The organism is Adhaeribacter terreus, from assembly GCF_042657365.1.
Lineage (GTDB): Bacteria > Bacteroidota > Bacteroidia > Cytophagales > Hymenobacteraceae > Adhaeribacter_A > Adhaeribacter_A terreus.
Map to the genome: position 1 here is coordinate 20,900 of NZ_JBHSKT010000013.1, position 22,896 is coordinate 43,795.

22 protein-coding genes are annotated in these 22,896 nt (G+C 45.8%); 12 read left to right on the plus strand and 10 right to left on the minus strand.

Going from position 1 to position 22,896, the window contains the following annotated elements:
* Positions 1–46 precede the first annotated feature (46 nt).
* Together ACFPIB_RS16405 and ACFPIB_RS16410 are read right to left on the minus strand one after the other, a co-directional pair.
* Entirely contained in the window at positions 47–640 is a 594-nt protein-coding gene (locus tag ACFPIB_RS16405) for a DNA polymerase ligase N-terminal domain-containing protein (RefSeq protein ID WP_378018556.1), read from the minus strand.
* Between the two features lie 55 nt (positions 641–695).
* Positions 696–1,217: a hypothetical protein gene (locus ACFPIB_RS16410; RefSeq protein WP_378018557.1), complete on the minus strand. Its 522-nt coding sequence runs from the start codon at positions 1,215–1,217 to the stop codon at positions 696–698.
* 228 nt (positions 1,218–1,445) lie between these two features.
* On the opposite strand from ACFPIB_RS16410, the gene ACFPIB_RS16415 reads away from it, so the two are divergent.
* Together ACFPIB_RS16415 and ACFPIB_RS16420 are read left to right on the plus strand one after the other, a co-directional pair.
* Entirely contained in the window at positions 1,446–1,799 is a 354-nt protein-coding gene (locus tag ACFPIB_RS16415; protein ID WP_378018558.1) for a DUF1622 domain-containing protein, read from the plus strand.
* A 58-nt stretch (positions 1,800–1,857) separates the two neighbouring features.
* Complete coding sequence (locus ACFPIB_RS16420) at positions 1,858–2,214, plus strand: SpoIIAA family protein (RefSeq protein ID WP_378018559.1); 357 nt, start codon at positions 1,858–1,860, stop codon at positions 2,212–2,214.
* Positions 2,215–2,294: 80 nt separating this feature from the next.
* Here the strand turns inward: ACFPIB_RS16420 and ACFPIB_RS16425 are convergent, their stop codons facing one another.
* The 3 genes from ACFPIB_RS16425 to ACFPIB_RS16435 form a co-directional block, all read right to left on the minus strand.
* A complete protein-coding gene (locus ACFPIB_RS16425; protein WP_378018560.1) occupies positions 2,295–3,275 on the minus strand; it encodes an acyl-ACP desaturase in 981 nt (326 codons plus the stop codon).
* Between the two features lie 139 nt (positions 3,276–3,414).
* A complete protein-coding gene (locus tag ACFPIB_RS16430) occupies positions 3,415–4,371 on the minus strand; it encodes a glycosyltransferase family 2 protein (protein WP_378018561.1) in 957 nt (318 codons plus the stop codon).
* Between the two features lie 35 nt (positions 4,372–4,406).
* Complete coding sequence (locus ACFPIB_RS16435; protein ID WP_378018562.1) at positions 4,407–5,363, minus strand: GNAT family N-acetyltransferase; 957 nt, start codon at positions 5,361–5,363, stop codon at positions 4,407–4,409.
* Positions 5,364–5,522: 159 nt separating this feature from the next.
* Between ACFPIB_RS16435 and ACFPIB_RS16440 the strand changes: the two genes are divergently transcribed.
* On the plus strand, positions 5,523–6,140 hold the full coding sequence (locus ACFPIB_RS16440) for an IMPACT family protein (protein ID WP_378018563.1): 618 nt from the start codon (positions 5,523–5,525) through the stop codon (positions 6,138–6,140).
* A gap of 102 nt (positions 6,141–6,242) precedes the next feature.
* A complete protein-coding gene (gene corA, locus ACFPIB_RS16445) occupies positions 6,243–7,352 on the plus strand; it encodes a magnesium/cobalt transporter CorA (protein ID WP_378018564.1) in 1,110 nt (369 codons plus the stop codon).
* Between the two features lie 137 nt (positions 7,353–7,489).
* On the opposite strand, the gene ACFPIB_RS16450 is transcribed toward corA, so the two are convergent.
* Entirely contained in the window at positions 7,490–10,225 is a 2,736-nt protein-coding gene (locus ACFPIB_RS16450) for a hypothetical protein (RefSeq protein ID WP_378018565.1), read from the minus strand.
* A 185-nt stretch (positions 10,226–10,410) separates the two neighbouring features.
* Between ACFPIB_RS16450 and ACFPIB_RS16455 the strand changes: the two genes are divergently transcribed.
* The 6 genes from ACFPIB_RS16455 (at position 10,411) to ACFPIB_RS16480 (ending at position 15,456) form a co-directional block, all read left to right on the plus strand.
* Positions 10,411–10,974: a hypothetical protein gene (locus ACFPIB_RS16455; RefSeq protein ID WP_378018566.1), complete on the plus strand. Its 564-nt coding sequence runs from the start codon at positions 10,411–10,413 to the stop codon at positions 10,972–10,974.
* Positions 10,935–11,477, plus strand: a complete 543-nt coding sequence (locus ACFPIB_RS16460) for a hypothetical protein (protein ID WP_378018567.1) — start codon at positions 10,935–10,937, stop codon at positions 11,475–11,477. The genes ACFPIB_RS16455 and ACFPIB_RS16460 overlap by 40 nt, the downstream gene beginning before the upstream one ends.
* 275 nt (positions 11,478–11,752) lie before the next feature.
* On the plus strand, positions 11,753–12,973 hold the full coding sequence (locus ACFPIB_RS16465; RefSeq protein ID WP_378018568.1) for an OmpP1/FadL family transporter: 1,221 nt from the start codon (positions 11,753–11,755) through the stop codon (positions 12,971–12,973).
* Positions 12,974–12,981: 8 nt separating this feature from the next.
* Positions 12,982–14,346: a hypothetical protein gene (locus ACFPIB_RS16470; protein ID WP_378018569.1), complete on the plus strand. Its 1,365-nt coding sequence runs from the start codon at positions 12,982–12,984 to the stop codon at positions 14,344–14,346.
* Between the two features lie 128 nt (positions 14,347–14,474).
* The gene (gene dtd / locus ACFPIB_RS16475) at positions 14,475–14,927 is read left to right on the plus strand and encodes a D-aminoacyl-tRNA deacylase (protein WP_378018570.1); all 453 of its coding nucleotides are present in this window, start codon (positions 14,475–14,477) and stop codon (positions 14,925–14,927) included.
* A 202-nt stretch (positions 14,928–15,129) separates the two neighbouring features.
* Positions 15,130–15,456: a nucleotide pyrophosphohydrolase gene (locus ACFPIB_RS16480; RefSeq protein WP_378018571.1), complete on the plus strand. Its 327-nt coding sequence runs from the start codon at positions 15,130–15,132 to the stop codon at positions 15,454–15,456.
* Between the two features lie 155 nt (positions 15,457–15,611).
* Here ACFPIB_RS16480 and ACFPIB_RS16485 read toward each other — a convergent pair whose 3' ends face one another.
* The 4 genes from ACFPIB_RS16485 to gcvT all read right to left on the minus strand — a co-directional run bounded on the left by ACFPIB_RS16485 (position 15,612) and on the right by gcvT (position 20,161).
* Positions 15,612–16,733 carry a T9SS type B sorting domain-containing protein gene (locus ACFPIB_RS16485; protein ID WP_378018572.1) on the minus strand — a complete coding sequence of 374 codons (1,122 nt, stop codon included), beginning with the start codon at positions 16,731–16,733 and terminating at the stop codon, positions 15,612–15,614.
* Positions 16,734–16,752: 19 nt separating this feature from the next.
* Positions 16,753–18,066 carry a hypothetical protein gene (locus ACFPIB_RS16490; RefSeq protein WP_378018573.1) on the minus strand — a complete coding sequence of 438 codons (1,314 nt, stop codon included), beginning with the start codon at positions 18,064–18,066 and terminating at the stop codon, positions 16,753–16,755.
* Positions 18,067–18,271: 205 nt separating this feature from the next.
* Positions 18,272–18,994, minus strand: a complete 723-nt coding sequence (locus ACFPIB_RS16495; protein WP_378018574.1) for a 2-phosphosulfolactate phosphatase — start codon at positions 18,992–18,994, stop codon at positions 18,272–18,274.
* Positions 18,995–19,072: 78 nt separating this feature from the next.
* Complete coding sequence (gcvT, locus tag ACFPIB_RS16500; protein ID WP_378018575.1) at positions 19,073–20,161, minus strand: glycine cleavage system aminomethyltransferase GcvT; 1,089 nt, start codon at positions 20,159–20,161, stop codon at positions 19,073–19,075.
* Positions 20,162–20,590: 429 nt separating this feature from the next.
* Between gcvT and ACFPIB_RS16505 the strand changes: the two genes are divergently transcribed.
* Complete coding sequence (locus tag ACFPIB_RS16505; protein WP_378018576.1) at positions 20,591–21,223, plus strand: TetR/AcrR family transcriptional regulator; 633 nt, start codon at positions 20,591–20,593, stop codon at positions 21,221–21,223.
* Between the two features lie 141 nt (positions 21,224–21,364).
* On the plus strand, positions 21,365–22,876 hold the full coding sequence (locus tag ACFPIB_RS16510) for a sensor histidine kinase (protein WP_378018577.1): 1,512 nt from the start codon (positions 21,365–21,367) through the stop codon (positions 22,874–22,876).
* Positions 22,877–22,896 lie beyond the last annotated feature (20 nt).

The window sequence follows — 22,896 nt, forward strand, 5'->3', positions numbered from 1 at the left end:
TATTTCGGCTTTTTCAGGCTTTGCTGCTTTTGCAACTTTGGAGGTTTTAGCTAGATTTCCGGCTTTGGGCTGGACTTTTTTTTTTACTTTTCGCTACCGTTTTTCCCAAATGTTCTTCTGCATCATAGCTTTCGTGCACGGCATATTCATCGTCTTTTTTCAGCAGCAGCCAGTTATTTTCGCCGCGGCCTTTCATCTTCATTAAAGTAAAAGCACCCTGTAGTTTCCGGCCTTCCAAAACAAAATGAATCCGGCCTTTTTCGAGCTCCGCCAATAGCGTTTTTTCGCCTTCCGATTCGTCCATATTTTCGGTGTGGTGATAAGTACCTTCATCCCAGATATCTACGTGGCCTGCTCCGTAATTACCCGCCGGAATATCACCTTCGAAAGTGCGGTAACTGTATGGATGGTCTTCTACTTCCACGGCCAAACGCTTGTCGGCAGGGTTCATACTCGGGCCCTTCGGCACAGCCCAACTTTTAAGCACGCCTTCCATTTCGAGTCGGAAATCGTAATGCAGGCTCGAAGCATCGTGCCGCTGCACAACGAAGCGCAGGGTGCCTTTGGTTGGTTTTCCGTTGGTTTTAGGTTCGGGCGTTTGCTTAAAATCGCGTTTCTGGTTGTAGGTTTCGAGGCTCATGCTGACAAAAAAATATTCTTTCTGCCATACGTAAAACCCAAAGAACGGTAACAGCTTATTTCAGCAAATAAATGAAGGAAGCCGGCGATGATTTAATGATCACATAAGTAATGCCGGTGGCTTCGTGGCGGTAAACGCGTTTGGTTTCGTTACTTTTTGGCTCCGAAACCATACCGTTTTCCGGCTGGATTAGCTTTGCTATTTTCCGGATCTGCGCACTCATGCTTTCGAATTGAGCCTGCCCGCCTTTTTGAAACTGCAATTCCAATTCGGTTTTAACTCTTACCGGGTAAATTTCGCTACGTTGTGGTTTCGGGCAAATTACCGGGTTTACGAACATAACCGGCTTATCGGCTTTTTGAAGAACATAAATTACGCGGTCGCAATAAGGCAGGTATTGTTTATCGATGCGGTAAAACCCTTTGGCTTCTACCATTTCAAATAAACAATCAGGGTAATTTTTGGAGGTGATACAGGTTGCTATTTCATCCAGTTTCAGGTTTTGAGCGAAAGTGGCCGATATGGTTAGCAGGTAGAAAAAAACGATTAGCGAAGCGGATCTCAGGGTAGTATTCATAGGTAAAGGTTAAACGCAGCAGGCTTATTTTTTGATCTGCGGCTGCAAAAATAAAATTCCAATTTACGAAAATTCGGCAGCATTTAAGCCAGAATAAATTGATAAATTCCGTCCTGATTCCAGAATCTCGATACTAAACTTTCGCCAGAAACAGTCGTTTTTGCGTTGCTTACGTACTTTCCCGTATTAAAACTTCCGGAAATTTTCATTTAAAATTACTGAGTCTGCATGGAAGAGATTATTAAAATGATAACCGTTTACCTGGCGCGCCTCGTGGAAGTTGGAGCGGCTATGATAATCGGATTTGCAACTATAAAAGCCTTCTATCTTTATATCCGTGATCTTATCCTGAACAAATCTCCTTGCTTACCGCGCAGCGAGATCAGGCAGAATTTAGGCAGATCGCTGGCCCTGGCGCTGGAATTTTTACTGGGTGCCGATATTCTGCAAACGGCTGTTGCTCCAACCTGGGACGATATTGGTAAACTGGCGGCCATTGCCGTGCTCCGGACCGGCCTGAATTATTTCCTGGCGCTGGAAATGAAAGAAGAAAAAGCGAATCCGAAACTGGTAAAAGATTAGAACCTGTCCGGTTTTTTCCGTACAAAAACGGTAAGCTTTTCACTTAAAAAACTGCATTATGATCGAATTACTACCAAGCCCGAAAGAAAATGTTGTGGCCCTGAAGATCAGCGGCTCGCTAACCAAAGCCGATTATGACGGCATTGTTCCAACGCTGGAAACGAAGATCAGGCAATTTGGCAAAATAAAACTTTACGGCGAGATCGAGCACCTGGGAATGCCCACGTTGCAAGCATTGTGGGAAGACCTGAAAATGGATATAAAGCACTACAACGATTTCAGCCAAATAGCAGTTGTGGGCGAACCGGAAAGGCTGGCTGCTATTACCAAACTGGTTTCGCCGCTGGTGCCTGCCGAAATAAGAATTTATAACCGGGAAGAAAAAGCTGCTGCCATGCAATGGCTGGCCGGCTAAAAACGCTATGGTTTTGGCACAAAAAAGTAAGGACAGCCCTTTCGAACTGTCCTTGCTTTAATATTATTTTCTGAACCGGATTAACCTTCGATCCAGCGGAATTTATATTGCAGTTCAGGTACGCGCATCCGTTCGGCCACGCGGCGTAAACGGGCTGGCAGTGCCATTACATAATCGCGGGCTTTTTCACTACTATCGTTCAGGCCGGTCATGCCTTCAATTTTCCAGTCTTTTATCAGGTCTTCCAGAATATCGGTATAATCGGCAGAAGTATAAACGCCAATACGTTGAGCAGCGTCGGTAAAATGGCCAAAAGTCTGGCCGATATTTACGCCTAACTCCCGCAGATAATGGGCCGGCATCACGATCTTTTTCCGCATCATGTCTTCAAATGCCATCATCATGCCGTTCGGATCTACTTCAAAAATTTTCTCTACGAAACCTTTGTAAGCTTTGGCATGGCGGGCTTCGTCGGAAGCAATGTTGCCGCAAAGTTTAGCCAGCATCAAATCGCCCGATTTTTTAGCTAGTGCAGCTACGCGGCGGTGCGAAATATTGGTAGCCGTTTCCTGAAAAGAAGTATATACAAAAGCACGATACGGATCAGTACCGGTTTGCAGGTCGAAACCGTCGGCAATTAAATACTGGGTAGAAGCTTCCATTTCGCGCATGTTTACGCGGCCGGAAAGATATAAATAACGGTTCAGCAAGTCGCCGTGGCGGTTTTCCTCAGCCGTCCAGGCGCGGATCCATTTCATCCAGCCGCTATTCGGGTCTTTGGTCAGGCCTTCGGTACTCATCAACCAGCTTTCGTAAGTTGGAAGAGCTTCTTCGGTAATGGTATCGCCGATCAGAACCGCCATCAGGTCGTAAGAAAGATCTTTAGCTCTTTCACGGAGTTGCTTTACTTCATCCAGAAAATTATCGAAACGGGAATCGGGAAGCAGGTCAGCGGGCTGCCAGCTATCTTCCACCGTTTTTAACAAAGATTCAAAGTTATAGTCAAGAAATTTTTCAAGGTATGTTAAAACCTCGCCGCGCGAAATGGCCGTAGCAATCATATTAATAAAGCTGTGTAAACTCCAAAGATACTGTTTTCTAACTGATTTTTAAAGTGTCGGGTTTCAAAGCAAGCTTTAATATTAGAATTTTTATACAAAAACGTAAGTAACACCTTACTGAAATCAACAAAATAAGCCTTTATAACCCGAACCGAAGTTTGTAGTAAAGTTGACGGGTTTGCTCAAAAGGAAGCGGCCATTTACAAACGGCAAGCAAAGCTTTTATTTTTACCGGGACCGGCCCTAATTCCGACAGCAGTTTACTTAGCTGGCGCGTAGCTTCAAAATTGCGGGTAAAAACAGCTTGGATCAATTCATGCTGCACGCGCTTTTTCAGGGCTTGATTTTCGTTTTCGGTTCGAAGCAGTTTTTGCGCCTTTTTGCATACCGTTATGGTAGAAAAGATCTGCTTATCGTTGGGCTTATATTGCTGCTGCGACATCTGAGCCGCATGTATGCGCCTTTTGGTGAGAACTTTATCGAGGAAAAAATATTTAAAATCCGGCGCGGACCTTACCCACAGATCAAAATCTTCATACGCAAGCGTTTCGTCGTAGCCGTTCAGTTTATCGAAAACCGTGCGGCGCATCATCATGGTGGGTGAACAAATGTAATGGCGGGCAATTACGTCGGCAAATACTTCTCCATCGGGTACATTTTCCGCCAGGTTTCCGTTCTTGTCGCGCTTATAAAAATTATGCAAATGGTTGCCGAAGTCGTCTATGAATTCGGCGTCGGTAAATAAAATGCCGTAGCTTTCGTCCAGCTTTTCAAACGCTTTTACCTGTTCTTCTATCCGGTTGGGCATCAACACATCGTCGGTCGCAAAATCGATCAGGTATTTCCCTTTCGAAAGCCGGTAGGCCCGGTTAAAAGCCGCACAATTGCCCAGATTGTGCTCGTTTGGCAGGTATTTTATCTGCGGAAAACGCGCTGCGTAATCTTCAATTATTGCCCGGCTGTTGTCGGTGCTCCGGTCATCAACTACTATTATCTCAAGGTTCTGGTAAGTCTGATTCAAAACCGAATCGAGCGCTTCTTTTAAAAAACGGGCGTGGTTGTAGCAAAGGCAAATAACCGAAACGAGAGGCTGCATAGGCAATTCAGAAGGGCTTACTTACAAAATTTCCGTTAAGCGTTAAATTCAAAACTGAGTTTTAAAGTAGGTTCGCCGCCCAGGTGTTTTTTAAAAGTAATGAGCGGAAAATTCGGGCCGGCCGGCAGGTTGGAAGTTCCCAGATCCAGCGTTTTAAAATTTTCGCGCTGGCAAACCTCGTATAAGCCTTCAGTTAAATAAACCACCGGGCTGAAAGCGTTAAAACGGAGCGGATTGGCTGGATAAAAATTATAAAGCGTTTGCCCGTTTATGCGCACTGCAACGGTTGCAGCCGCCAGTTCATGTTGCTGCCGCACCGAAAAAATTCGGAAATCCTGCGGAAAATCATGAAACAAGCCGGCCAGTTTTTCCAAAGGCATGGGCGCTTCGTAATGTCTTTCCAGCCGACAATCCCGGATAAAATGAAAGACTTCCGGCAACAAGTTTACTTCTTCTTCCTGAAACGTAAAACCATGCTTCAGACATTTATGCAAACGCCGCCGCGCCGAAGGATGCAATTTCGTTTCGAAAGGCGCTTCACTTACGGTAATATGATGGTTGATCTCGGAATGGCTGAGCCGGAAATGTTGCTTTAAGAGTAGGTCAGTGAGCACCGCGCTTTCCTGGGGTGCGTAGGCAAACGGGTAACTTTTTATGCGAATGGTATGGCAGTTTTTTTGCGCTGAAAGATACCGTTTTGTCTGCAACAGAAATTCCGCCAGCACATCTTCAGGCAGCCGCTTCTTAAACTGCACCGAACCGAAAGGCGCTTTTCCGGGGCTGTAAGCCAACCCTTTTCCGTCGAGAAAAAAAGGCAGGTGCGCCGCAATTTTATTAGATTTATGGTCGAGTAGCTGAAAAATTATCCGTTCATCTTCGGCTTGCGTTTGCAAATGCTCTTGCCGCAAAAACAGGAACGGATCGAACGCAAATTCCTGGGGCAGGCCTTCAGAAGCAATAGAAATTAAATAGCGGTTATTTTGCAGCTGCATGGGTATTAAAACCGGAAAATCATTGTTCTGCGTTTCCGAAACAGCTTCGGATAAAGTTTTTGAACGTGCCTGACTAACGAAATTAAGCATAAATAACCGGAAAACGCGTAAATAAACGCAAATTTGCGGTGGTTTTCTTCTTCCTAAAAAATTATTGCTTTGACTGTTGCCGAAAATCCTGATACTTATACCACGCTAGCCGAACCGGCCGAAGGGCTTTACAAAGAAAAAGGCAGCAAATTTATTGCGCTCGCTTTTCCGGTTTTCACCGAAAACGACATAAAAGAAAAACTAGTCGAAGTGCGCAAAACTTATTTCGATGCGCGCCACCATTGCTATGCGTATTTATTGGGCGCTGCTAAAAAAGTGTACCGCGCCAACGACGATGGCGAACCGAACCACTCTGCCGGCGATCCGATCTTAGGGCAGATCCGGTCTTCGGGCCTGAGCAACGTTTTAGTAATTGTGGTGCGTTATTTTGGTGGAACCAAGCTGGGCGTAGGCGGTTTGATCCATGCGTATAAAACGGCCACCGCCGAAGCCCTGAACCAGGCAAGAACCGTAGAAAAACACGAAACGGCTTTTATAAAGATCGAATTTTCGTACCCGCAAATGAACGATGTGATGAGCCTGATAAAGGAATTTGATCTGCAGATGGCCAGCCAGCATTTTGAAATAAGTTGCGAAATAACGGTGGAAGTAAGAAAACAGCTGAGCGAAAAAATAATGGCGCGTCTCGAAAAACTGGATAATGTCCGGGCCGCCATTATGGAATAATTTGTAACTTAATTTTGCTAAAAACGCTATCTTTCTAAACGCAAAAACTAAGAACGGCTGGCTTTTCCGGACGTTTGCTTTTTAAAAACGGTATCCTTTTTTATGGTAAAACCGCGCATTCTGCAGCAAAACAAAGTCAGTACCAAAGTCGGGCAAAAACCCGGCTTCCTTTTCCGGCCCGAAAACGCGTTCGATACCCGCATGTTCCTGGTTTCTTTCGATGAGTTTGAGCTGGTAGAAAAAGAATACGAAAACTACGACGAACTTTTTGCCTATATGCAGCAGCGGCCGCACCAGCGCCACTGGGTCGATGTGCGCGGCTACGGAAACCTGGAAATTCTGGAGAATATTGCCCGCGATTTCAACATTCATCCGCTCCAGCTCGAAGACGTGATCAGCGATTACCAGCGGCCAAAAGTGGAAGAAGAAAGCGGTTCGCTTTTCATGATCTCGCGCATGGTTTCTTTTACCGCCGAAAAATTAATAGACGACGATCAGCTCAGCATTTTTACCGGCCCAAACTACGTGCTCACTTTTCAGAGCGATTACGACGATTGCCTGAACCCGCTGCGCCTGCGGATCCGGGGCGGAAAAGGCATTATAAGGAAAAGGCCGGTAGTTTATATGGCTTACGCGATCATGGACGTAGTGCTGGACCATTATTTCCCGGTTTTAGCTGAAATGAGCGACTACCTCGAAGAACTGGAAGATTGCCTGTTCAAGCAACCAAAAAAAGAAATACTCAGCAGAATTTTGTCGGTAAAACGCGAAATTGTGAAGCTGCGGCGCATAATATGGCCCGAACGCGACAAAATAAACGAGTTATTGCGCTTCCCAACCGAAATAGTTCCGGATGACCTGAAGATCTATTTCCGTGACACCTACGACCATTCGGTACAAATAATAGACCTGGTAGAAAACTACAAAGAGATGTCGGGCAGTTTGGTGGAGCTTTATCTATCGAACATAAATAACCGCATGAACGAGATCATGAAAGTGCTCACCATTATTTCCAGTATTTTCATTCCGCTCAGCTTTATTGTGGGCATTTACGGCATGAACTTTTCCCGCGAAAACCCGGATGGCAGCATTAATTACCTCAACATGCCGGAGCTTTACCAACCTTACGGCTACGTGGTGCTGTTATTTCTGATGGGTGTTTTGGTGATAGGTCAGATTTATTTTTTCTACCGGAAAGGCTGGTTCAAATAGCGCTTGCTCATTAGTTTTTTAACCTGAAAGCATAGCATTTTATCGAATCAGCAAGTCTTTATTTCTAATTACTATATTAATTTTATCTGCCTGAAAAAAGCAAAAAACGGTATGTTTTTCACCTGAAAAACCCGCGTTTAATTCTTACGTTCGAACGTTATTTTTTTCAGTTCACTGCCGAATATTTTATAGAGCTGAAACTCGCGGGTAATATCGTTGTAAACCAACTTTACCGGGTTACGATTTTCGATCACGCGATTGCCCACTGGTTGCGCTTTCACATCGAACAGATAGGTTTTCTGCGGGCCGGTTTCCGTAATCACGTATATCACATTATCGCCGCCAAACAGAAAATACTGCACAATTTTTCGCGAAGAAGTAAAGAAATTCCGCTCCAGCAACAATTTAAAATCGGGACTTAGCAACGTTACCCGGCCCAGGCTTTGCCGCGCGATCAGGTACGATTTTCCGCTGTTTTCCGGAATCAGTTCGAACGTTGCGTTGCGTTCGGGCCGTACCAATTGGTGACGTTTCAGAATTTCACCGGCCAGGTTAAACGTAATCACTTCGCCGCGCAAGGTTACCAGCGTAACTTCCGATTTACGCAGATTACTACCTGCCTTCCCGAACATGCCGGAACGGACACTTGCCCGAATGCTGAAAGGGAATCCCGGATATGTTTCGCCTTCTTCATCTAAAGCATAAACCAGCCCGTTTTCCAGCACCACTACAATTACATTTTTACTACCCACCCGGAAATGTTGTGGTGCAATCGCCACGCGGCTTTCGAGGCTTAGTGGCTCCCACCCCGGCATCAAATCCCCTGCTTCGTTGAACATAAACAGATTGCCCAGATCATCATCTACCAGCAACTTATGGTCGCCGTTCTTATTAAAATCTAAAATGGTGAGGCGCTGTAACCGCAACGAATCGGGCAGATAATACGGGAAGCTTTCAACTTCTTTTCCGCTCCGGTCCAGACAATGGATTCTGTGCGAAGTAGCAAACAGATATTTTGTTTTTCCATCCGAACCAAATGGTGCCTGTAAGATTTCGCCTTTCACAGCTTCGTTCAGCGAATCGGACCAGGTAATGCGGCCTTCGTAGGAAATATTGTGCAATACAAAATTCGAATCCTGCACCAGCATTTCCAGGCCCCGGTTTAAAGGGCTTCGGGCGGCAAACGGCCCGGCGGTGAGTTTGCTCGGGAAAGGCGTTGTTTTCTCAACTTCCAAGGTATCAGAAGGCAGATCTTCCGTAGCCTGCGCATCTTGCTGACGAAGTAAAATGCTGGTATAATATTGCTTTTCTACCTGGCTGAACTGCCAACTGATCTGGTTGAAATCTTTGATCAGGCTTTCGTTGCGCAGCAGGCTTTCGCGTTTTTCGTTGTTCACATAGCGGCTCAGCATTTGCCAGGCATTTTCTGAATTCAGAAAAACGCTGAAATTAGCTTCGTGCTGGGTCTCTTCCAGAAATGCTTTTTGTGCCACCGATTTTCCCCACACATTTTCGGCTTCAAAATCGTTTATCACGCTACGCAGCGTGGCCGGGTTATCGGCAAAAACCACGTATTGCTGCATGGCCACAAAATAGCATTGCTCAAACCCGCGGAATAACTTGCCAAATAGCCGTTGCGGAAATTCTTTAACCGGCACCATCCGGATCGTATAATTACCTTTTTGCTCTTTATAAGGTACTGTTTTGTTCAGCAGGTTAATTTCTAAAGCCAGCGTATTCAGGCGTTTTATGGCATTGTCCGGCACTTTAGCCTCCGCAAAAACAACTTTCTCCGGCGACGCATTAGGGTTATAGGTTTGCATATAAGCTAACCCTAATTCGCCGCCAAACAATTGCGAAAGAGTATCGGTTTGGGCTTTAAATTCCGGCCGTAGTTCAGGTAGTTTGGCTCCGTTATACTGGCGAAGCCGCCGCGCTTTATCGAGCCCGAAATGCAGGAATAAAGCAATCCGGTTGGATAAAAGTTGCTCCAGCTCCATAGGTCTGGGCTTTTGGCCGGAAAGATGATTGTAAAAAGTCTGGCTCAGCGTTTCGGGGTTCGAAAAACCATTTAGGAAAAGTTTGTTGTTTTCCAGCTTGAATTCCAGCATGCTGTTGCGGCTCAGGCCACACAAATATTCCATGTCCGGCTGCAGTTCCTGCTTCACAAAAATATTCAGGAAAGCCGGCAGGTTGCGGTAATTAATGAATACGTTGGCGTAAACTTTCTCCTGGTTCAGGTAATTGATATTCTTATAATCCGCAGCCACTGAAACGAATTGCTTGCGCTTGATCCTCCGTATAATACCTTCCAGCAATACCGCCGAAGGGCTCATGATCAGGTTGTTGCGATATGTAAAATACGAAAGGCTTTGCCGGGTCGCCGGGTTTCTGAATTCAGTAATGGTAGTGCCCTGGTACTGATGCGTGCTATGCTCGAATTCCCCGTTCTTTTCCAGGTTTTCTACGAGCGTACGCATGTAGCGGTGCTCTTTTACGGTACTGATGGGGAGGTAAAAAACCAGCTCAAAATCGTTCTTACTGGTAACGTGCACCGAACTCAACACCCTTTTGCTAGCCAGAAATTTAAAAAGTGTTTCGCGGTTATCGGCCAGGCTATCTATCAGCACCATATTCTCTTCCAGGCGGCGCAGATACGTAACTTCCGACAACGATTCCCAGACTTGGGTGCGTTTCAGGCGGTCAATCATATCGGCGTGATTACCGCTTTCAATTACAAAAACGGCATCGTCGGGTACCAGCGTCCAGAGGTCTACTTTTTCGCGGGCCTCTGTCCATTTGCTGAAACCGTAATAACCAAGCCCGGCCAGCACCAACAATCCCACCAAATAAAGAATATATTTCTTCGGCATGCGCAAAAAGTTGAAGGGCAAAAATAGCTAAATTTTCTCCGCCGCAAAGTTTTTAGCCAGCATAAATGCCTGCTCCCCTATTACGCAATAAACTAGAAACGGCCTAAAAACGGTAGGGTTTGGGGCTAAAAAAGTGGCTTGGCCGATTCAGGAATTCTTCTTATTTTTATAGAAATTATCTTTATATGCAAATGCGGTCTGTGCTTGGTTTATTGCTGTTTGCGTTGCTTTGCAGCGGCTGCTTTAACGTGCGCGAGCCCGAAAAACCCGATGCCGTAAGCGAATGGACCCCTCCTACCCAACCTTCCATTTTAACCGATAATTTTACCAAAGCCGTCCGCACCCTGAATATTGCCGTTTACAGCCGCTGCTTTACGCCCGGTTTCCGGTTCAAAGCCGATCCCGCCACGGCTGGAGCCAATACTGCTTTATTCGAGAACTGGACCGCTGCCGAAGAACGCGATTACTTTAACAGCCTGAAAAATAAAAGCGCGACTAATGCCCTCAACTTGCTGGACCTGACCAAAACGCGCGAGAATTTTTTCCGGGCCGATTCGCTGGAACAATTTTTTTCTTATAAATTACGTACTTCTCACACCGATACCACCCTCAAGCCCCACGATTTTACGGGCACGATGCGGCTGGTACTTACGCGAAAAAATAACGAGTGGCTTATTGCCAAATGGGAAGATAACCGGGAAAACCAGGCATGCTGGAGCGATCTGAAAAAACATTTTATTGCACGCTGACCCGGTTTTTGCCGTTGGTTCTGGTAGCCTCGCTGGCAGCCTGTAACCCCTTTGCCCCGGAACTCGATGACGCCGTAACCGACCCGAACAAATTACTCGGCGACCGCAAAACCGTGAACGGCTTTTTCGAATGGTGGCGGAATTCCTACCAGCTCCGCGACTCTACTTTATATGGCCAGATCGTTGCGCCCGATTTCCGGTTCACGTATTTCGATTTTACCAACAATACTGAAGTGAGCTGGCCCCGCGACGTGGAAATGAATACTACTTACAAGCTTTTCCGGGGCGTGCGCGCCACTTCGCTGCAATGGAACCAATACATACTCGCCGATACTGCCATTTCCGATACCGTAGCCATTGCCGAACGCGCCTTTAACCTCACCATAAACCAGGACGACGCCACCATTTACCGCGGCGTAGGTTCAGCCCGCGTGGTACTTACCCGCAAAACCCGTCAGGACAACTGGAAAATGCGCTCCTGGTACGATAAAAGTGATTTCTGATTTACTATTTAGTTTCCGGTAAAGATAAATTTCACCACTTTTTCAGCCCAAAACCATAGCGTTTTAAGATTGAAAACGGTAGGGTTTTGACCGGAAAAAGTGCTTTGCAATGCTGAAAGCTCTTACTTCCGGCTTTCATCAAAATGCGTTATCTCCTTCTTCATTTATAAAGGTTTTCAGAAACGAACCAATCAAATAACAATAAAATACCGGAAAGTGCAAAGGTTTCGCGCAGGGTTTCGTAACTTTGCGCCAAATTGCGTTTATTCCAACAAATGAAGAAAATTTTATTAGCAGTTTACCTGTTTTCGACCACTATGCTGGCTCAGGCCGGTGGTTTCCAGGTAAATACGCAGGGGCAGAAAGCCCTCGGCATGGGCGGTGCGTTCAGCGCTTACAACAAAGATGCTTCCGCCGCCTTTTACAACCCGGGCGCTTTAGCCATGCTCGATTCGGGCCGTTACATCAGCATTGGTTCCACGTTCCTGATGCCCAAAACCACTTTCCTTTCTACCAATACGGCCACTACTTTTGAAATGGAAAGCCAACCATTTTTCCCTTCTTATCTGTACGCTGCTATTCCGGTAAGCGAAAGATTTACAGCGGGTTTAAGCGTGAATAGCCCTTACGGTTTGGGTACCAAATGGGATGATAACTGGGAAGGCCGTTCGGTAAGCCAGGAAGTGAACCTGAAAACGTTTTATGTACAACCTACGCTTTCTTACCGCATTACCGATAATTTCAGCGCCGGCGCCGGTTTTGTTTATGCTTACGGCGATGTTTTGGTGCGCCGCCAGGTTGGGGAAATTAACAGCAACGCCAAATTAACTGGCTCTGCTTCTGGCTTTGGTTTTAACGCCGGCGTTTTTGGTAAAATTCAGGATGAACTTTCGTTCGGCATTACCTACCGCTCCAACGTAAAATTCGACCTGGATAACGGCAAAGCCAGTTTCACGAACGTGCCGGCCAGCTTAAGCAGCCAGTTCCCGGCTCAGAATTTCAAATCTACACTCGAGCTGCCTTCTACCTTATCAGTTGGTTTTACGAATCGTATTAATCAGAAAGTTTTAGTGGCTTTCGAATTTAACCTCACCGGCTGGTCGAGCTACGATTCACTGAACTTCAATTTCGAAAATGCTTCAACGCCTGACAGCAAAGCCGGCAGCAAATACGAAGATGCCATGGCTTTCCGGGTGGGAGCCGAATACACGCATAACGACAACCTGACTTTCCGGGGCGGCCTTTTCTACGACGAAACTCCGGTGCGCGACGAATATATTTCGCCGGAACTTCCGGACGGCAGCCGCATTGGTTTAACCGCCGGGCTTTCTTATAAACTTTCGGAACGTTTTGAGCTCGATGCGGCTTATCTGTTCGAGAAAGTTGCCGAACGCAACTCCGTAGCTGATTTTACTAAAACCGATGTTTCTAATGTGGCCGGTAAATACCGCACGTTGGTAAATGGCGTAGGTTTAGGCCTTAATTATAAGTTTTAATTCTGAAGATGAAACGTTTTTTATATCTAATTCCCGGCCTTGCATTATCGGTTCTGACGGTTTCCTGCCAGCCTAATATAGAAGAGCCCACGGCCAGTGCCGCAGACCTGAACCTGAGCAGATACGTAGCGTTCGGCGATTATGCTACGGCTGGCTTTATGAACGGCGGCCTTTCCCGCGAAAGCCAGCAAACCGCATATCCAGCCATTCTGGCTAAACAATTTGCTTTGTTCGGAGCAAATACCACGTTCGAACAACCGTATTTTTCTGGCGAAGGCACTCCTATGATGTCGCTTGCTTCTGAAAACGGCGTACCGGTTATTCGTAATGCGGAAGAATTCGTAAAACTTACACTGGCAGACTGCGCGGGCTTGCCAAGCCTCAACAAACCGTATGGCGGCGATCTTACTACGTTGCAGAATTTTGGTGTTCCGGCAATTAAAATAAAGCAGCTTAAAACTCCGGGCCTTGGCAATTCAGGCAATCAGAATACTACAGGTTTTAACCCTTATTTTGAGCGCATTTTACCAACCGGCGATAACCGCAGTTACCTGGAAGTGGCCTCAGCCAGCAATCCTACTTTCTTTACTACGTGGTTTGGCATGAGCGATGTGATCACGTATATTATGAGTGGCGGCACTTGCGGCACTCTTCCTGAAGAAGCTGAATTTACAACGGAAATGAACACCCTGCTCGACAACCTGACCAAACGGCAGCCAAACGGCAAAGCAGAACGAAAAGGGGTAATTCTAAACCTGCCTTCTTACGACGATTTCCCTATCGCTTATGTTACCGATCTGGTAAAAGTTCAGGCCGATCTGCGCACGCAAACCGGTAACAGTAATTTAACCATTTGGGTGAAAGTGCTGAAAAACATGAACGTTCCTAGCCAGGGCGAAGATACTGTAGCCGTCGTATCCAAAGATATTTTAACTCCGAAAGGTAAAGCTACCTTAGGTGTGCAAGCTCACGGCTTCAGCAAACAGGATCCGCTGCATTCCGACGAGGTGCTGAATTACAAGGAAATTCAACATTTGAGCGCCCGCATGAACCGTTACAATGTAAAGATCACCGACATTGTAAAAAATCCTGCTTATGCTAATCAGGTAATTGTAGCTGATATGAAGCAGCTTTTTGGTACCCTTCGTAACGGCGTGATCTACAACGGGGTAAAATATGACCTTGCTCCAGTAAAAGGCGGCGTTTTCTCCCTCGATAATTTCACCCTGACGCCGCGCGGCCAGGCCATTGTTGCCAACAAGATCATTCAGGCCATGAACCAGGAAGTATTGCCGAAAATCCCTCAGTTCAGTGGTTTTGGCACGAAGATCCCGGAAGTGAACGTAAACGATTATCAGCCAATGGGCCTTTAAAAAACGGTATCGTTTTATATGAAAAAAGTCAGTCTGCATTTCAGGCTGGCTTTTTTTATAACTTTTTGGTTCTAAATTGCCAGTTCATTGCCGGATATCTTAATTTACATTCAGAAAGCAGCACACTAATGCGGGTAGTTATTCAGCGCGTAAGCGAAGCATCGGTAAAAATTAACGGACAACTAAAAGGCGCGATCGGCCAAGGCTTGCTGGTACTGGCAGGCTTCAGCGCTTCCGATACGGCCGAAGATCTGCTCTGGATCTCGAAAAAGCTGGTGCAGTTGCGCATTTTCAGCGACGCTGACGATAAAATGAACCTGAGCGTGCAAGACGTTGGCGGCGAAATTTTGCTTATCAGCCAGTTCACGCTCTTTGCCAATACCAAAAAAGGAAACCGCCCATCTTACATAAATGCCGCGCCGCCAACCATTGCTATTCCGCTCTACGAGCAATTCATAAAGCAACTTGAAACTGATCTGGGCAAACCTATTCAGACCGGAGAATTTGGCGCCGACATGAAAGTTTCGCTGGTAAACGATGGCCCGGTTACGATCATCATCGATTCGCAGCAGCGGGAATGATTAAATGATTAAATGGTTAAATTGCTAAATGATTAAATTGTTGATCTCGAAATGGTAGGGTTTACTGTAGTGCTCCACGCCTTAAAAGGCGTGGCAATTAAACTGTAGGGCCGGGTCGGTCTGAGAGTAAAAAAAATAATTAGACTATTTAGCCAAATTAACCATTAAATAAATTAACCATTAAGCAATTAAACAATTTAACATGACCATAGAAGAAGCGCAGCAAACTGTAGATAACTGGATCAAAACTACCGGAGTTCGCTATTTTAACGAACTCACCAACATGGCGATGCTTACGGAAGAAGTGGGCGAAGTGGCGCGCATCATTTCCCGGCAATACGGCGAACAATCGTTCAAACCTTCGGATAAAGACAAAAACCTGGCTGATGAACTGGCCGATGTGCTTTTTGTAGTGATTTGTCTGGCTAACCAAACCGGCATAAATTTAACCGAAGCCCTGCAAAAAAACCTCGAAAAGAAAACCACCCGCGACGCCGAACGGCATAAGAATAACGAGAAGCTGCAGTAATTTAATGGTTAAATGGTTAAATTGTTAAATTGTTTATTTATACTCTCAGGCCGACCCGGCACTATAGTTTAATTGCCACGACTTTTAAGGCGTGAAGCAGTTTTTCACGATTAAAACCTACCGTTTTGCGATCAACAATTTAACCATTCAACAATTTAATACGCCACTTCCAGCCAGCCTTTCCAGGCCTGCTTGCCGGATTGAAACCGATAGAAATAAGTGCCGCTGCTTAGGTTTTCAGCTTTCCATCCGTTTTTATAATTCCGCTTCCGGAAAACTTCTACGCCCCAGCGGTTATAAATTACCAGTTCATTTTCTGCATACCATTGCAGGTTTTCTATTACAAAAGCATCGTTTTTATGGTCAGCGTTTGGCGTGAAAATATTGTAGAAAACAGGTTGCGGTGCACCGGAAATCTGTACTTCTAATGCCGTTTTCTTGCTTTGGCAGCCTTGCCCGTTTACAGCTAGAACTTCTACCAGGCCCGCTCCTGCATTTTCCCAGTTTACCTTTATGCTGCTGTTGCCTTGCCCGGAAACAATTTCTCCGCCGCTTACCCGCCAGTTGTAAACCAAACCCAACTGCGGATCCTCTACTGCATAACCCTGATTTTCGGCTAAAGTAAAAACCTGCATTGGACCAGAAATTTTCTCAACAGAATCGGGTGCAGGGTGAATGATCACGCGTATGGTATCGGAAACGCCAAAGCAGTGCGAGGTGCTGGTATGGCTTTCTTCCTGCACCCAAAGTTTACCGTTTCCGGTTTGCAGCCAGTTTACTTTTATGGCATTCGTGTTTTGCCCGCTTACAATGGTTCCGCCTTTTATGCCCCAGGTGTAAACAGAACCGGTAGTTTTATTAATGCGGTAACTTATATTTTTAGCTTCGTTCAAGCAAAGCGTATCGGCTCCTTTCGGTTTTTCGGTGGCTAAAATTACGTTAATGCTTACCGGGAAGAAAACCGTATCGCCGGGGCAACCTAAACTATTCTTTGGTAAAGCCCAGACCTGCGCGGTATTGCTGGCGCTGCCCCAGTTCACGGAAATGCTGTCGTTGGATGAAGTTGAAATTGTACCGCCTTTAACACCCCAGTTTACTTGCTGCCTTTGCGGGTTTTGCACCTTGTACCAAACACCCTGCACCTGCGGACAAACCGAGGCCGAACCGCTGATTGTAACCACCGGCTTAGGCAAAACCACCACCGTTACCGAAGCCGTGCTTTGGCTGCAAACGCTCGAACCGGTTACTGTGTAAGTGGTAGTTTGCGTAGGTTTCACAAAAAGATTAGCTAAAGTATCATACTGCAGTTAAGCCATTAGCAACCTGCCACTGAAAATGCTCTGCCCCTGCTCCATAGGCTGAAAGCTGCACCGAATCGCCGTAGCAAATGGTATCTCTAAAAGCCTGCGCCTGCAAAATGCCCGCATTGCGGAAGATGGTTTGGTTGAGGGCAGGAAGGGTTGTACCATTACCAAAATATTTTTGTAAAGCATCTACCCCGCGCAAGATAAAATTTGAAGCTGTACCGTAATTATCCGGGCAGGTTAAAATGCTTAAATGCCGGAGGCTATCCAACCTTGAAACATAAATTTTCCCGTCTATCGCCAATTGCATATCCATGATTATACTTCCATTTTCACTACTTCCCGGATTGTAGATTGTATTGAGCGATAGCTGAATTTGTGCGGTATTTCCGGCAGCCAGATCATATTGCACAATGGAATACATAGCATTAGAAGGCGAAGGACTTGGCTTTCTGGTACCGGCATAAAGCTTGGTGTTATCCGGAGAAAAAGCAAAAGCCCAACCCGTTTGTTTCGTCGGGTTGGGCAAGATAAGCGAATGCAAAGAGGAAACCGCGCCGGTACTGCGGTTAAACTGAAAAACCTCGATCTGTTGCAGCCCAACGGCGGCCAGCAACGCACTATTAGCAGAACTTTTGATCCGGCCTTCATGACTGAGCACCTTACCGGTAGTAGAAATAACCGGCGGACTAATTCCGGTTGGGTTCACTAAATAAGCCTGAACAGAATCGGTGGTATTGATATAACTCACGATCCAGGTATCGCGATTATTTGCATGCAACATGGCCGCCAGCCCGGGACCAACCTCCCGCTTTAATAATTGAAACGAATTAGGAACCACATCCCCGAACCCGTTATTTAAACGCATGTCAATCTGAACGACATAAAGCTTTCTATTACCCTGAGCCCAATTTCCCCTTACAATAAAAACGTAATACACCTGCGGATCAACCGGGCTTTGGGTTATTAATTCGGAGGTAGTAAAATCTTCAGTTTGAAAAACCTTCCCATTAGGCATCTCCAGGTATTTGTTATTTTGGATTTGCCTGGTAAATACAACTCCGGAATTGCTGAAGAAAAGTAACTGTCCATTTTTATCACTAATAGTTGCGACGCCTGCCCCAAGGCTAAAATCGGAATTATATGGCACTGCTACTGGCTTTTGCCCCTTAAAATCCAGATGCACCCCTGGAATGCTTGTTTGTGCCCAACCGCCAAAGAACCAATTGGCGCCTTCTAATTGCTGGGCTTTTGCCGGGGAAAAGCAACATAAAACCAGCAGCAAAAGGGCGTAAACTTTTTCCATATCAGTCAGGCAAGCTGTAAAAGATGCAAAATAACAAAAATTACCTTAGCAAAAATCTTTCTTCCTGCCGAAAAACGCTATCCGTTCCTGCCCAGAAACTGCGATTAAAAACGGTATGCTTTTGCATAAAAAAACCTGTGAGGTTTTAAAAACCTCACAGGTTTGCCGGCAAAACGCTATGGTTTCAGCCTTAAAAACTCAAAGATTAATCTACCAGCACCGGAACGGCTTTGGTTAAATAAGCGCCCTGCCAAACCGGAACCACGTCATACACATCGTCCTGCAGGCAGAAATCTACGTCTTTGGTAATATCCAGGCGGGCCAGGCGTTTCACGTGGCTGCTATTATTCAGGAACGTGCGGCGGTCGGCTTTGGCGGAATCCCATAAAACGGTAGCGGCCAAAGTTGAGTCGTTTTCCGGTTCAAATTCGCTGCCCAGTTTTTCAATTAAAGCGCCGGCAAACAACGTATCTTCCAGGTTGAATTTTCCTTTCCAGGCAGCGCACACAATAATCACGCTTTTCTGCTGCATCTGCACAAACTTCGCCACCGCAGCAATGTTCAGGAACGAACCAATTACCACCGTATCGGCAGAAATAGAAAGACGAATGGCCTGCGTACCGTTGGTAGTGGTAATAGCCACGGCTTTGCCTTTAATACTTTCTTCCATGTAGCTGAACGGCGAATTGCCCAGATCAAACCCTTCGGCTTTCTGTCCGTCGCGTTCGGCGGCCGTTAAAAAACCTTTTTTGCGGTAAGCCATGCATTCCTGCAGTTTGCTTACGGGCACCATTTTTTCTACGCCGTGCGCAAAAGCCGTAACCATACTGGATGTAGCCCGCAGAATATCTACCACCACAACAACACGGCCCTGCAAATTATATAAGTGTAATAATTCGGGGCTGAAACAAACGTCAACCGTTAACATAAAATTTTAATTAAATAGTAAGAATTCGGATATACTGGTAAAAAAAACAGCCCCGCAAAGCGAGGCCATAAGATCAGGTTATGCTTTGTAGAATGGCAGTTTTACCACGTTGGCTTTCACGGCTTTGTTGCGGATCTTGATATAAACTTCCGAGCCCGGCGCAGCAAATTCCGTTTTCACGTAACCCAGGCCAATGCCTTTGCTCAACATCGGGCTTTGCGTACCGGAAGTAACTTCGCCAATCGTTTCGCCGGCGGCATCAGCAATTTCGTAATGCGCGCGCGGAATGCCTTGCTCCACCATTTCGAAACCAACCAGCTTGCGGCTCACGCCGGCTTCTTTCTGCGCTTTCAGGTTTTCGGCGTTAGTAAAGTTTTTGTTGAATTTGGTAACCCAACCTAAACCGGCCTCTAGCGGCGAAGTAGAGTCTGAAATATCGTTGCCGTATAAGCAGTAACCCATTTCCAGGCGCAAAGTATCACGGGCGCCTAAACCAATTGGCTTGATCCCGAAATCCTTTCCGGCTTCCATAATTTTATCCCAGACTTCTTTGGCATTCTGGTTCGGTACGTAAATTTCAAAACCACCGGCGCCGGTATAACCCGTAGCGGAAACAATTACGTTCGGTACGCCGGCAAATTCGCCTTTCTCGAAGGTATAATATACCATATTATGCAGATCGAGACTGGTCAGGCTTTGCAGCGCATCGGCGGTTTTCGGGCCCTGCACCGCAAACAAGCTCATCTCATCCGAAATGTTTTCCATTTCCGCGCCTTCGGTATTGAATTTAGAGATCCAGTTCCAGTCTTTATCAATATTGGAGGCGTTTACCACCAGCATGTATTCATTTTCGGCCATGCAATAAACCAGCAGATCGTCAACAATTCCGCCGTCTTCATTTGGCAAACAAGAGTACTGAATTTTGCCGGGAACCAGTTTAGCAGCATCGTTAGAAGTTACGCGCTGGATCAGATCCAATGCTTTCGGGCCTTTCACCATAAATTCTCCCATGTGCGATACGTCGAAAACACCAACTGCTTCGCGTACCGTTTTATGTTCTTCAATATCGGAGCTGTAACGCACCGGCATGTTGTAACCGGCAAAGGGCACCATTTTGGCGCCTAACGCTTCGTGCACATCGTTCAGAGCAACTTTTTTCAATTCCATGGTTCAAGGAGATTTAGAGGGGCTTAGTAATTATGCGCAAAAGTACTGATTTAAAATTGTTTCTGAAACCCGATTTTTCAACCTTCTGCATTCGCTTACTTTCTGAATTTTATACAATTACCTTCCAATTCACTACAAAAATATCAGGCTTCCGCTGAATCTGCTATAAAAAGCTTTCCGGCTATTGCTCAGGGCTTTAGGGCTTCAGCACAATTATTCTTAAAAAATCAGCAAAACCCGGTGCAAATAATCCCGTAAAAAAAGGAGCAAAAAAGCGTCCCATCATATCAACTACGGCATATATTCAAACATATGCATTTAAATTGATCTGATTCTCAGGCCAAAACGCCAGGGTTTTATGCTGAAAAACTCGGGGCTGATTCCGGTTCCGGGATACGCTTTTAAGGTTTTATTATTTTTTTTTGAATTATGGATTTCAGGCAGACGGTTTTAGAAGAGGGTATGTATATTTTTCAGCGGCACGGCATCAAAAACCTGACCATGGAGGCCATATTAGCCCACCTCGATATTTCAAAAGGTACGTTACAGGGCATTGCCAAATCGAAGGAAGCGTTATTGGACCAATGTGTAGATGCAGCCTTAACAAGCCGGCAGGCACATTTTGCCGGCTTAGTAGAAGTTGCCACCAATGAGGTAGAAGCCATTATGCAATTACTCCACTCCAACCTGAAAGCACTTTCCGGCCATCATCCGGCTTTCCTGCCCGATCTGAAAACGGCCTACCCCGCCTGTTGGGATAAAATGCAGGAATTTTCTAATAATTACCTGCTGGATACTTTAGAAAATCAGTTTAGTGCCGGCAAAAAGCAACAACTCTTTAACCCGGAAATCAATACCACTTTGGTTAGCCAACTGCTTATTGCGCAAACCTATGCCATATTAGAAACCAATGTACTGAACGATAAAGAAGACAATTTCAACGCAGTTTTTAAGCTGGCTATTGAATATTACCTGCGCGGCCTGCTCACCGAAAAAGGCTTGCAGCTTCTGGATAAAATTACGGCCCATAAAGCTCCGGATGAAGTGCTGAATTCCTTATAGAACTGCATTTTCTTTTACCGCTTCAACCCGAAACCTAGTCCACCCTAAACCTATAATTTAATAATAAGAAGCACTTTTCTGGCCTAAAACCCTAGCGTTTACAGGTTTGCATAGTTAACTTGTTTCTTATACTTTTACCCCATGAAGTTATCTACCAAGCTGTTTGCCGGCTTTTCTATTGTATCGTTCATCTTTTTGGCGGTAACTTATATCAACTACAATCTCTCTCAGGATGTACTGGCCAGTAGCTCCTGGGTTTCGCAGTCGCAGGTTATAACCCGGAATTCGGCTTCGCTGCAACGCAATATTTCCGATATGGAATCTGGTTTACGCGGTTACCTGCTTACCGGCCAGGAAGCGTTTCTGGAACCGTATGTACAATCTAAAGACCAGGTACAACCCCTTTTTCAGAGCCTGGCGGAAATGACGGTAAACTCTCCGGGACAACAGAAATATCTGCAGATAATCCGCACGCTGCACAACCAGTGGCTGAATGAATTTGCCGAAAAACTGATCTCGGAGAAACGTGAACAAATGGAAAAAGAACCGCGTTCCGGCCTGGCAGAGCTGAGAAGTGCAGATAAACTGCGAGCTAAATACGGTAAAGACCTGAACGATTCTATCCGGGAACAATTCAAAAATTTCAATGCTATTGAATATCAGATTCGCGAAGAACGTACCGAACGCCTGAACCAGACCATTAACTATACCCGCAACGTTTCTACCGCACTCACTATTTTTTCGGTGCTTCTGGGTCTGGCCTGGGCTTATTATATCACCAAGATCATTTCCGACCGCATTATGGTTATGGTTAGGCTGGCCGATAAAATTTCCAAAGGCGATTATAAGACCAAAATCAACGATACGGAACACGATGAACTCAGTAAGCTTTCTGCATCGCTGAACGTAATGGCCGGCACCATCGACCGGAACATTGCTGAACTGGAACGCAAAAACAAAGAGCTTGATCAATACGCCTACGTAATTTCGCATGACCTGAAAGCGCCGTTGCGTGGCATTGAAAATGCTTCGCGGTGGATCGAAGAAGATATGGGTACTTCTTTGCCTACCAAGATCCAGGAATATTTAATGATGATGCGTGTGCGCGTACACCGCATGGAAAACCTGATCAACGGCATTCTGGATCTGGCCCGGATCGGGCGGACCAAACGCATGGAAGAACTGGTAGATGTACGCCAATTAGTGCTGGATATTTTAGACTCTATCAGCGTTCCCCAAAACTTTTCAATAGTAATTCCGGATAAAATGCCCCATATTTACACCGTCCGGATCTATTTGGAGCAGGTTTTCTCGAACCTGATCAGCAACGCCATAAAATATAACGATAAACCGGAAGGCCTGTTAACCATTTCCTGCCTGGAAACGAGCCAGTTCTACTCGTTCTCTTTTACAGACAATGGCCCAGGCATAGACCCGGCATATCACGACCGGATATTCGTGATCTTCCAGACCCTGCAGGAACGCGACGCATTAGAAAGCACCGGCGTGGGACTGGCCATTGTGAAAAAAATTATAGAACGGCAAGGCGGCACGATAACCGTTGATTCTGAGCCAGGTAAAGGCGCCACTTTTACATTTAACTGGCCCAAAACCGCGCCGCAGGAAACCAATTCTATAATTTCGAGTATTTAATTTAAAATTTTAACTGCCCT

What these genes read in the sequence shown, in the direction of transcription:
- ACFPIB_RS16405 (WP_378018556.1), bottom strand. Translation starts at nt 640, where the DNA reads ATGAGCCTCGAAACCTACAACCAGAAACGCGATTTTAAGCAAACGCCC.
- ACFPIB_RS16410 (WP_378018557.1), bottom strand. Translation starts at nt 1,217, where the DNA reads ATGAATACTACCCTGAGATCCGCTTCGCTAATCGTTTTTTTCTACCTG.
- ACFPIB_RS16415 (WP_378018558.1), top strand. Translation starts at nt 1,446, where the DNA reads ATGGAAGAGATTATTAAAATGATAACCGTTTACCTGGCGCGCCTCGTG.
- ACFPIB_RS16420 (WP_378018559.1), top strand. Translation starts at nt 1,858, where the DNA reads ATGATCGAATTACTACCAAGCCCGAAAGAAAATGTTGTGGCCCTGAAG.
- ACFPIB_RS16425 (WP_378018560.1), bottom strand. Translation starts at nt 3,275, where the DNA reads ATGATTGCTACGGCCATTTCGCGCGGCGAGGTTTTAACATACCTTGAA.
- ACFPIB_RS16430 (WP_378018561.1), bottom strand. Translation starts at nt 4,371, where the DNA reads ATGCAGCCTCTCGTTTCGGTTATTTGCCTTTGCTACAACCACGCCCGT.
- ACFPIB_RS16435 (WP_378018562.1), bottom strand. Translation starts at nt 5,363, where the DNA reads ATGCAGCTGCAAAATAACCGCTATTTAATTTCTATTGCTTCTGAAGGC.
- corA (WP_378018564.1), top strand. Translation starts at nt 6,243, where the DNA reads ATGGTAAAACCGCGCATTCTGCAGCAAAACAAAGTCAGTACCAAAGTC.
- ACFPIB_RS16450 (WP_378018565.1), bottom strand. Translation starts at nt 10,225, where the DNA reads ATGCCGAAGAAATATATTCTTTATTTGGTGGGATTGTTGGTGCTGGCC.
- ACFPIB_RS16455 (WP_378018566.1), top strand. Translation starts at nt 10,411, where the DNA reads ATGCAAATGCGGTCTGTGCTTGGTTTATTGCTGTTTGCGTTGCTTTGC.
- ACFPIB_RS16460 (WP_378018567.1), top strand. Translation starts at nt 10,935, where the DNA reads ATGCTGGAGCGATCTGAAAAAACATTTTATTGCACGCTGACCCGGTTT.
- ACFPIB_RS16465 (WP_378018568.1), top strand. Translation starts at nt 11,753, where the DNA reads ATGAAGAAAATTTTATTAGCAGTTTACCTGTTTTCGACCACTATGCTG.
- ACFPIB_RS16470 (WP_378018569.1), top strand. Translation starts at nt 12,982, where the DNA reads ATGAAACGTTTTTTATATCTAATTCCCGGCCTTGCATTATCGGTTCTG.
- dtd (WP_378018570.1), top strand. Translation starts at nt 14,475, where the DNA reads ATGCGGGTAGTTATTCAGCGCGTAAGCGAAGCATCGGTAAAAATTAAC.
- ACFPIB_RS16480 (WP_378018571.1), top strand. Translation starts at nt 15,130, where the DNA reads ATGACCATAGAAGAAGCGCAGCAAACTGTAGATAACTGGATCAAAACT.
- ACFPIB_RS16490 (WP_378018573.1), bottom strand. Translation starts at nt 18,066, where the DNA reads ATGGAAAAAGTTTACGCCCTTTTGCTGCTGGTTTTATGTTGCTTTTCC.
- ACFPIB_RS16495 (WP_378018574.1), bottom strand. Translation starts at nt 18,994, where the DNA reads ATGTTAACGGTTGACGTTTGTTTCAGCCCCGAATTATTACACTTATAT.
- gcvT (WP_378018575.1), bottom strand. Translation starts at nt 20,161, where the DNA reads ATGGAATTGAAAAAAGTTGCTCTGAACGATGTGCACGAAGCGTTAGGC.
- ACFPIB_RS16505 (WP_378018576.1), top strand. Translation starts at nt 20,591, where the DNA reads ATGGATTTCAGGCAGACGGTTTTAGAAGAGGGTATGTATATTTTTCAG.
- ACFPIB_RS16510 (WP_378018577.1), top strand. Translation starts at nt 21,365, where the DNA reads ATGAAGTTATCTACCAAGCTGTTTGCCGGCTTTTCTATTGTATCGTTC.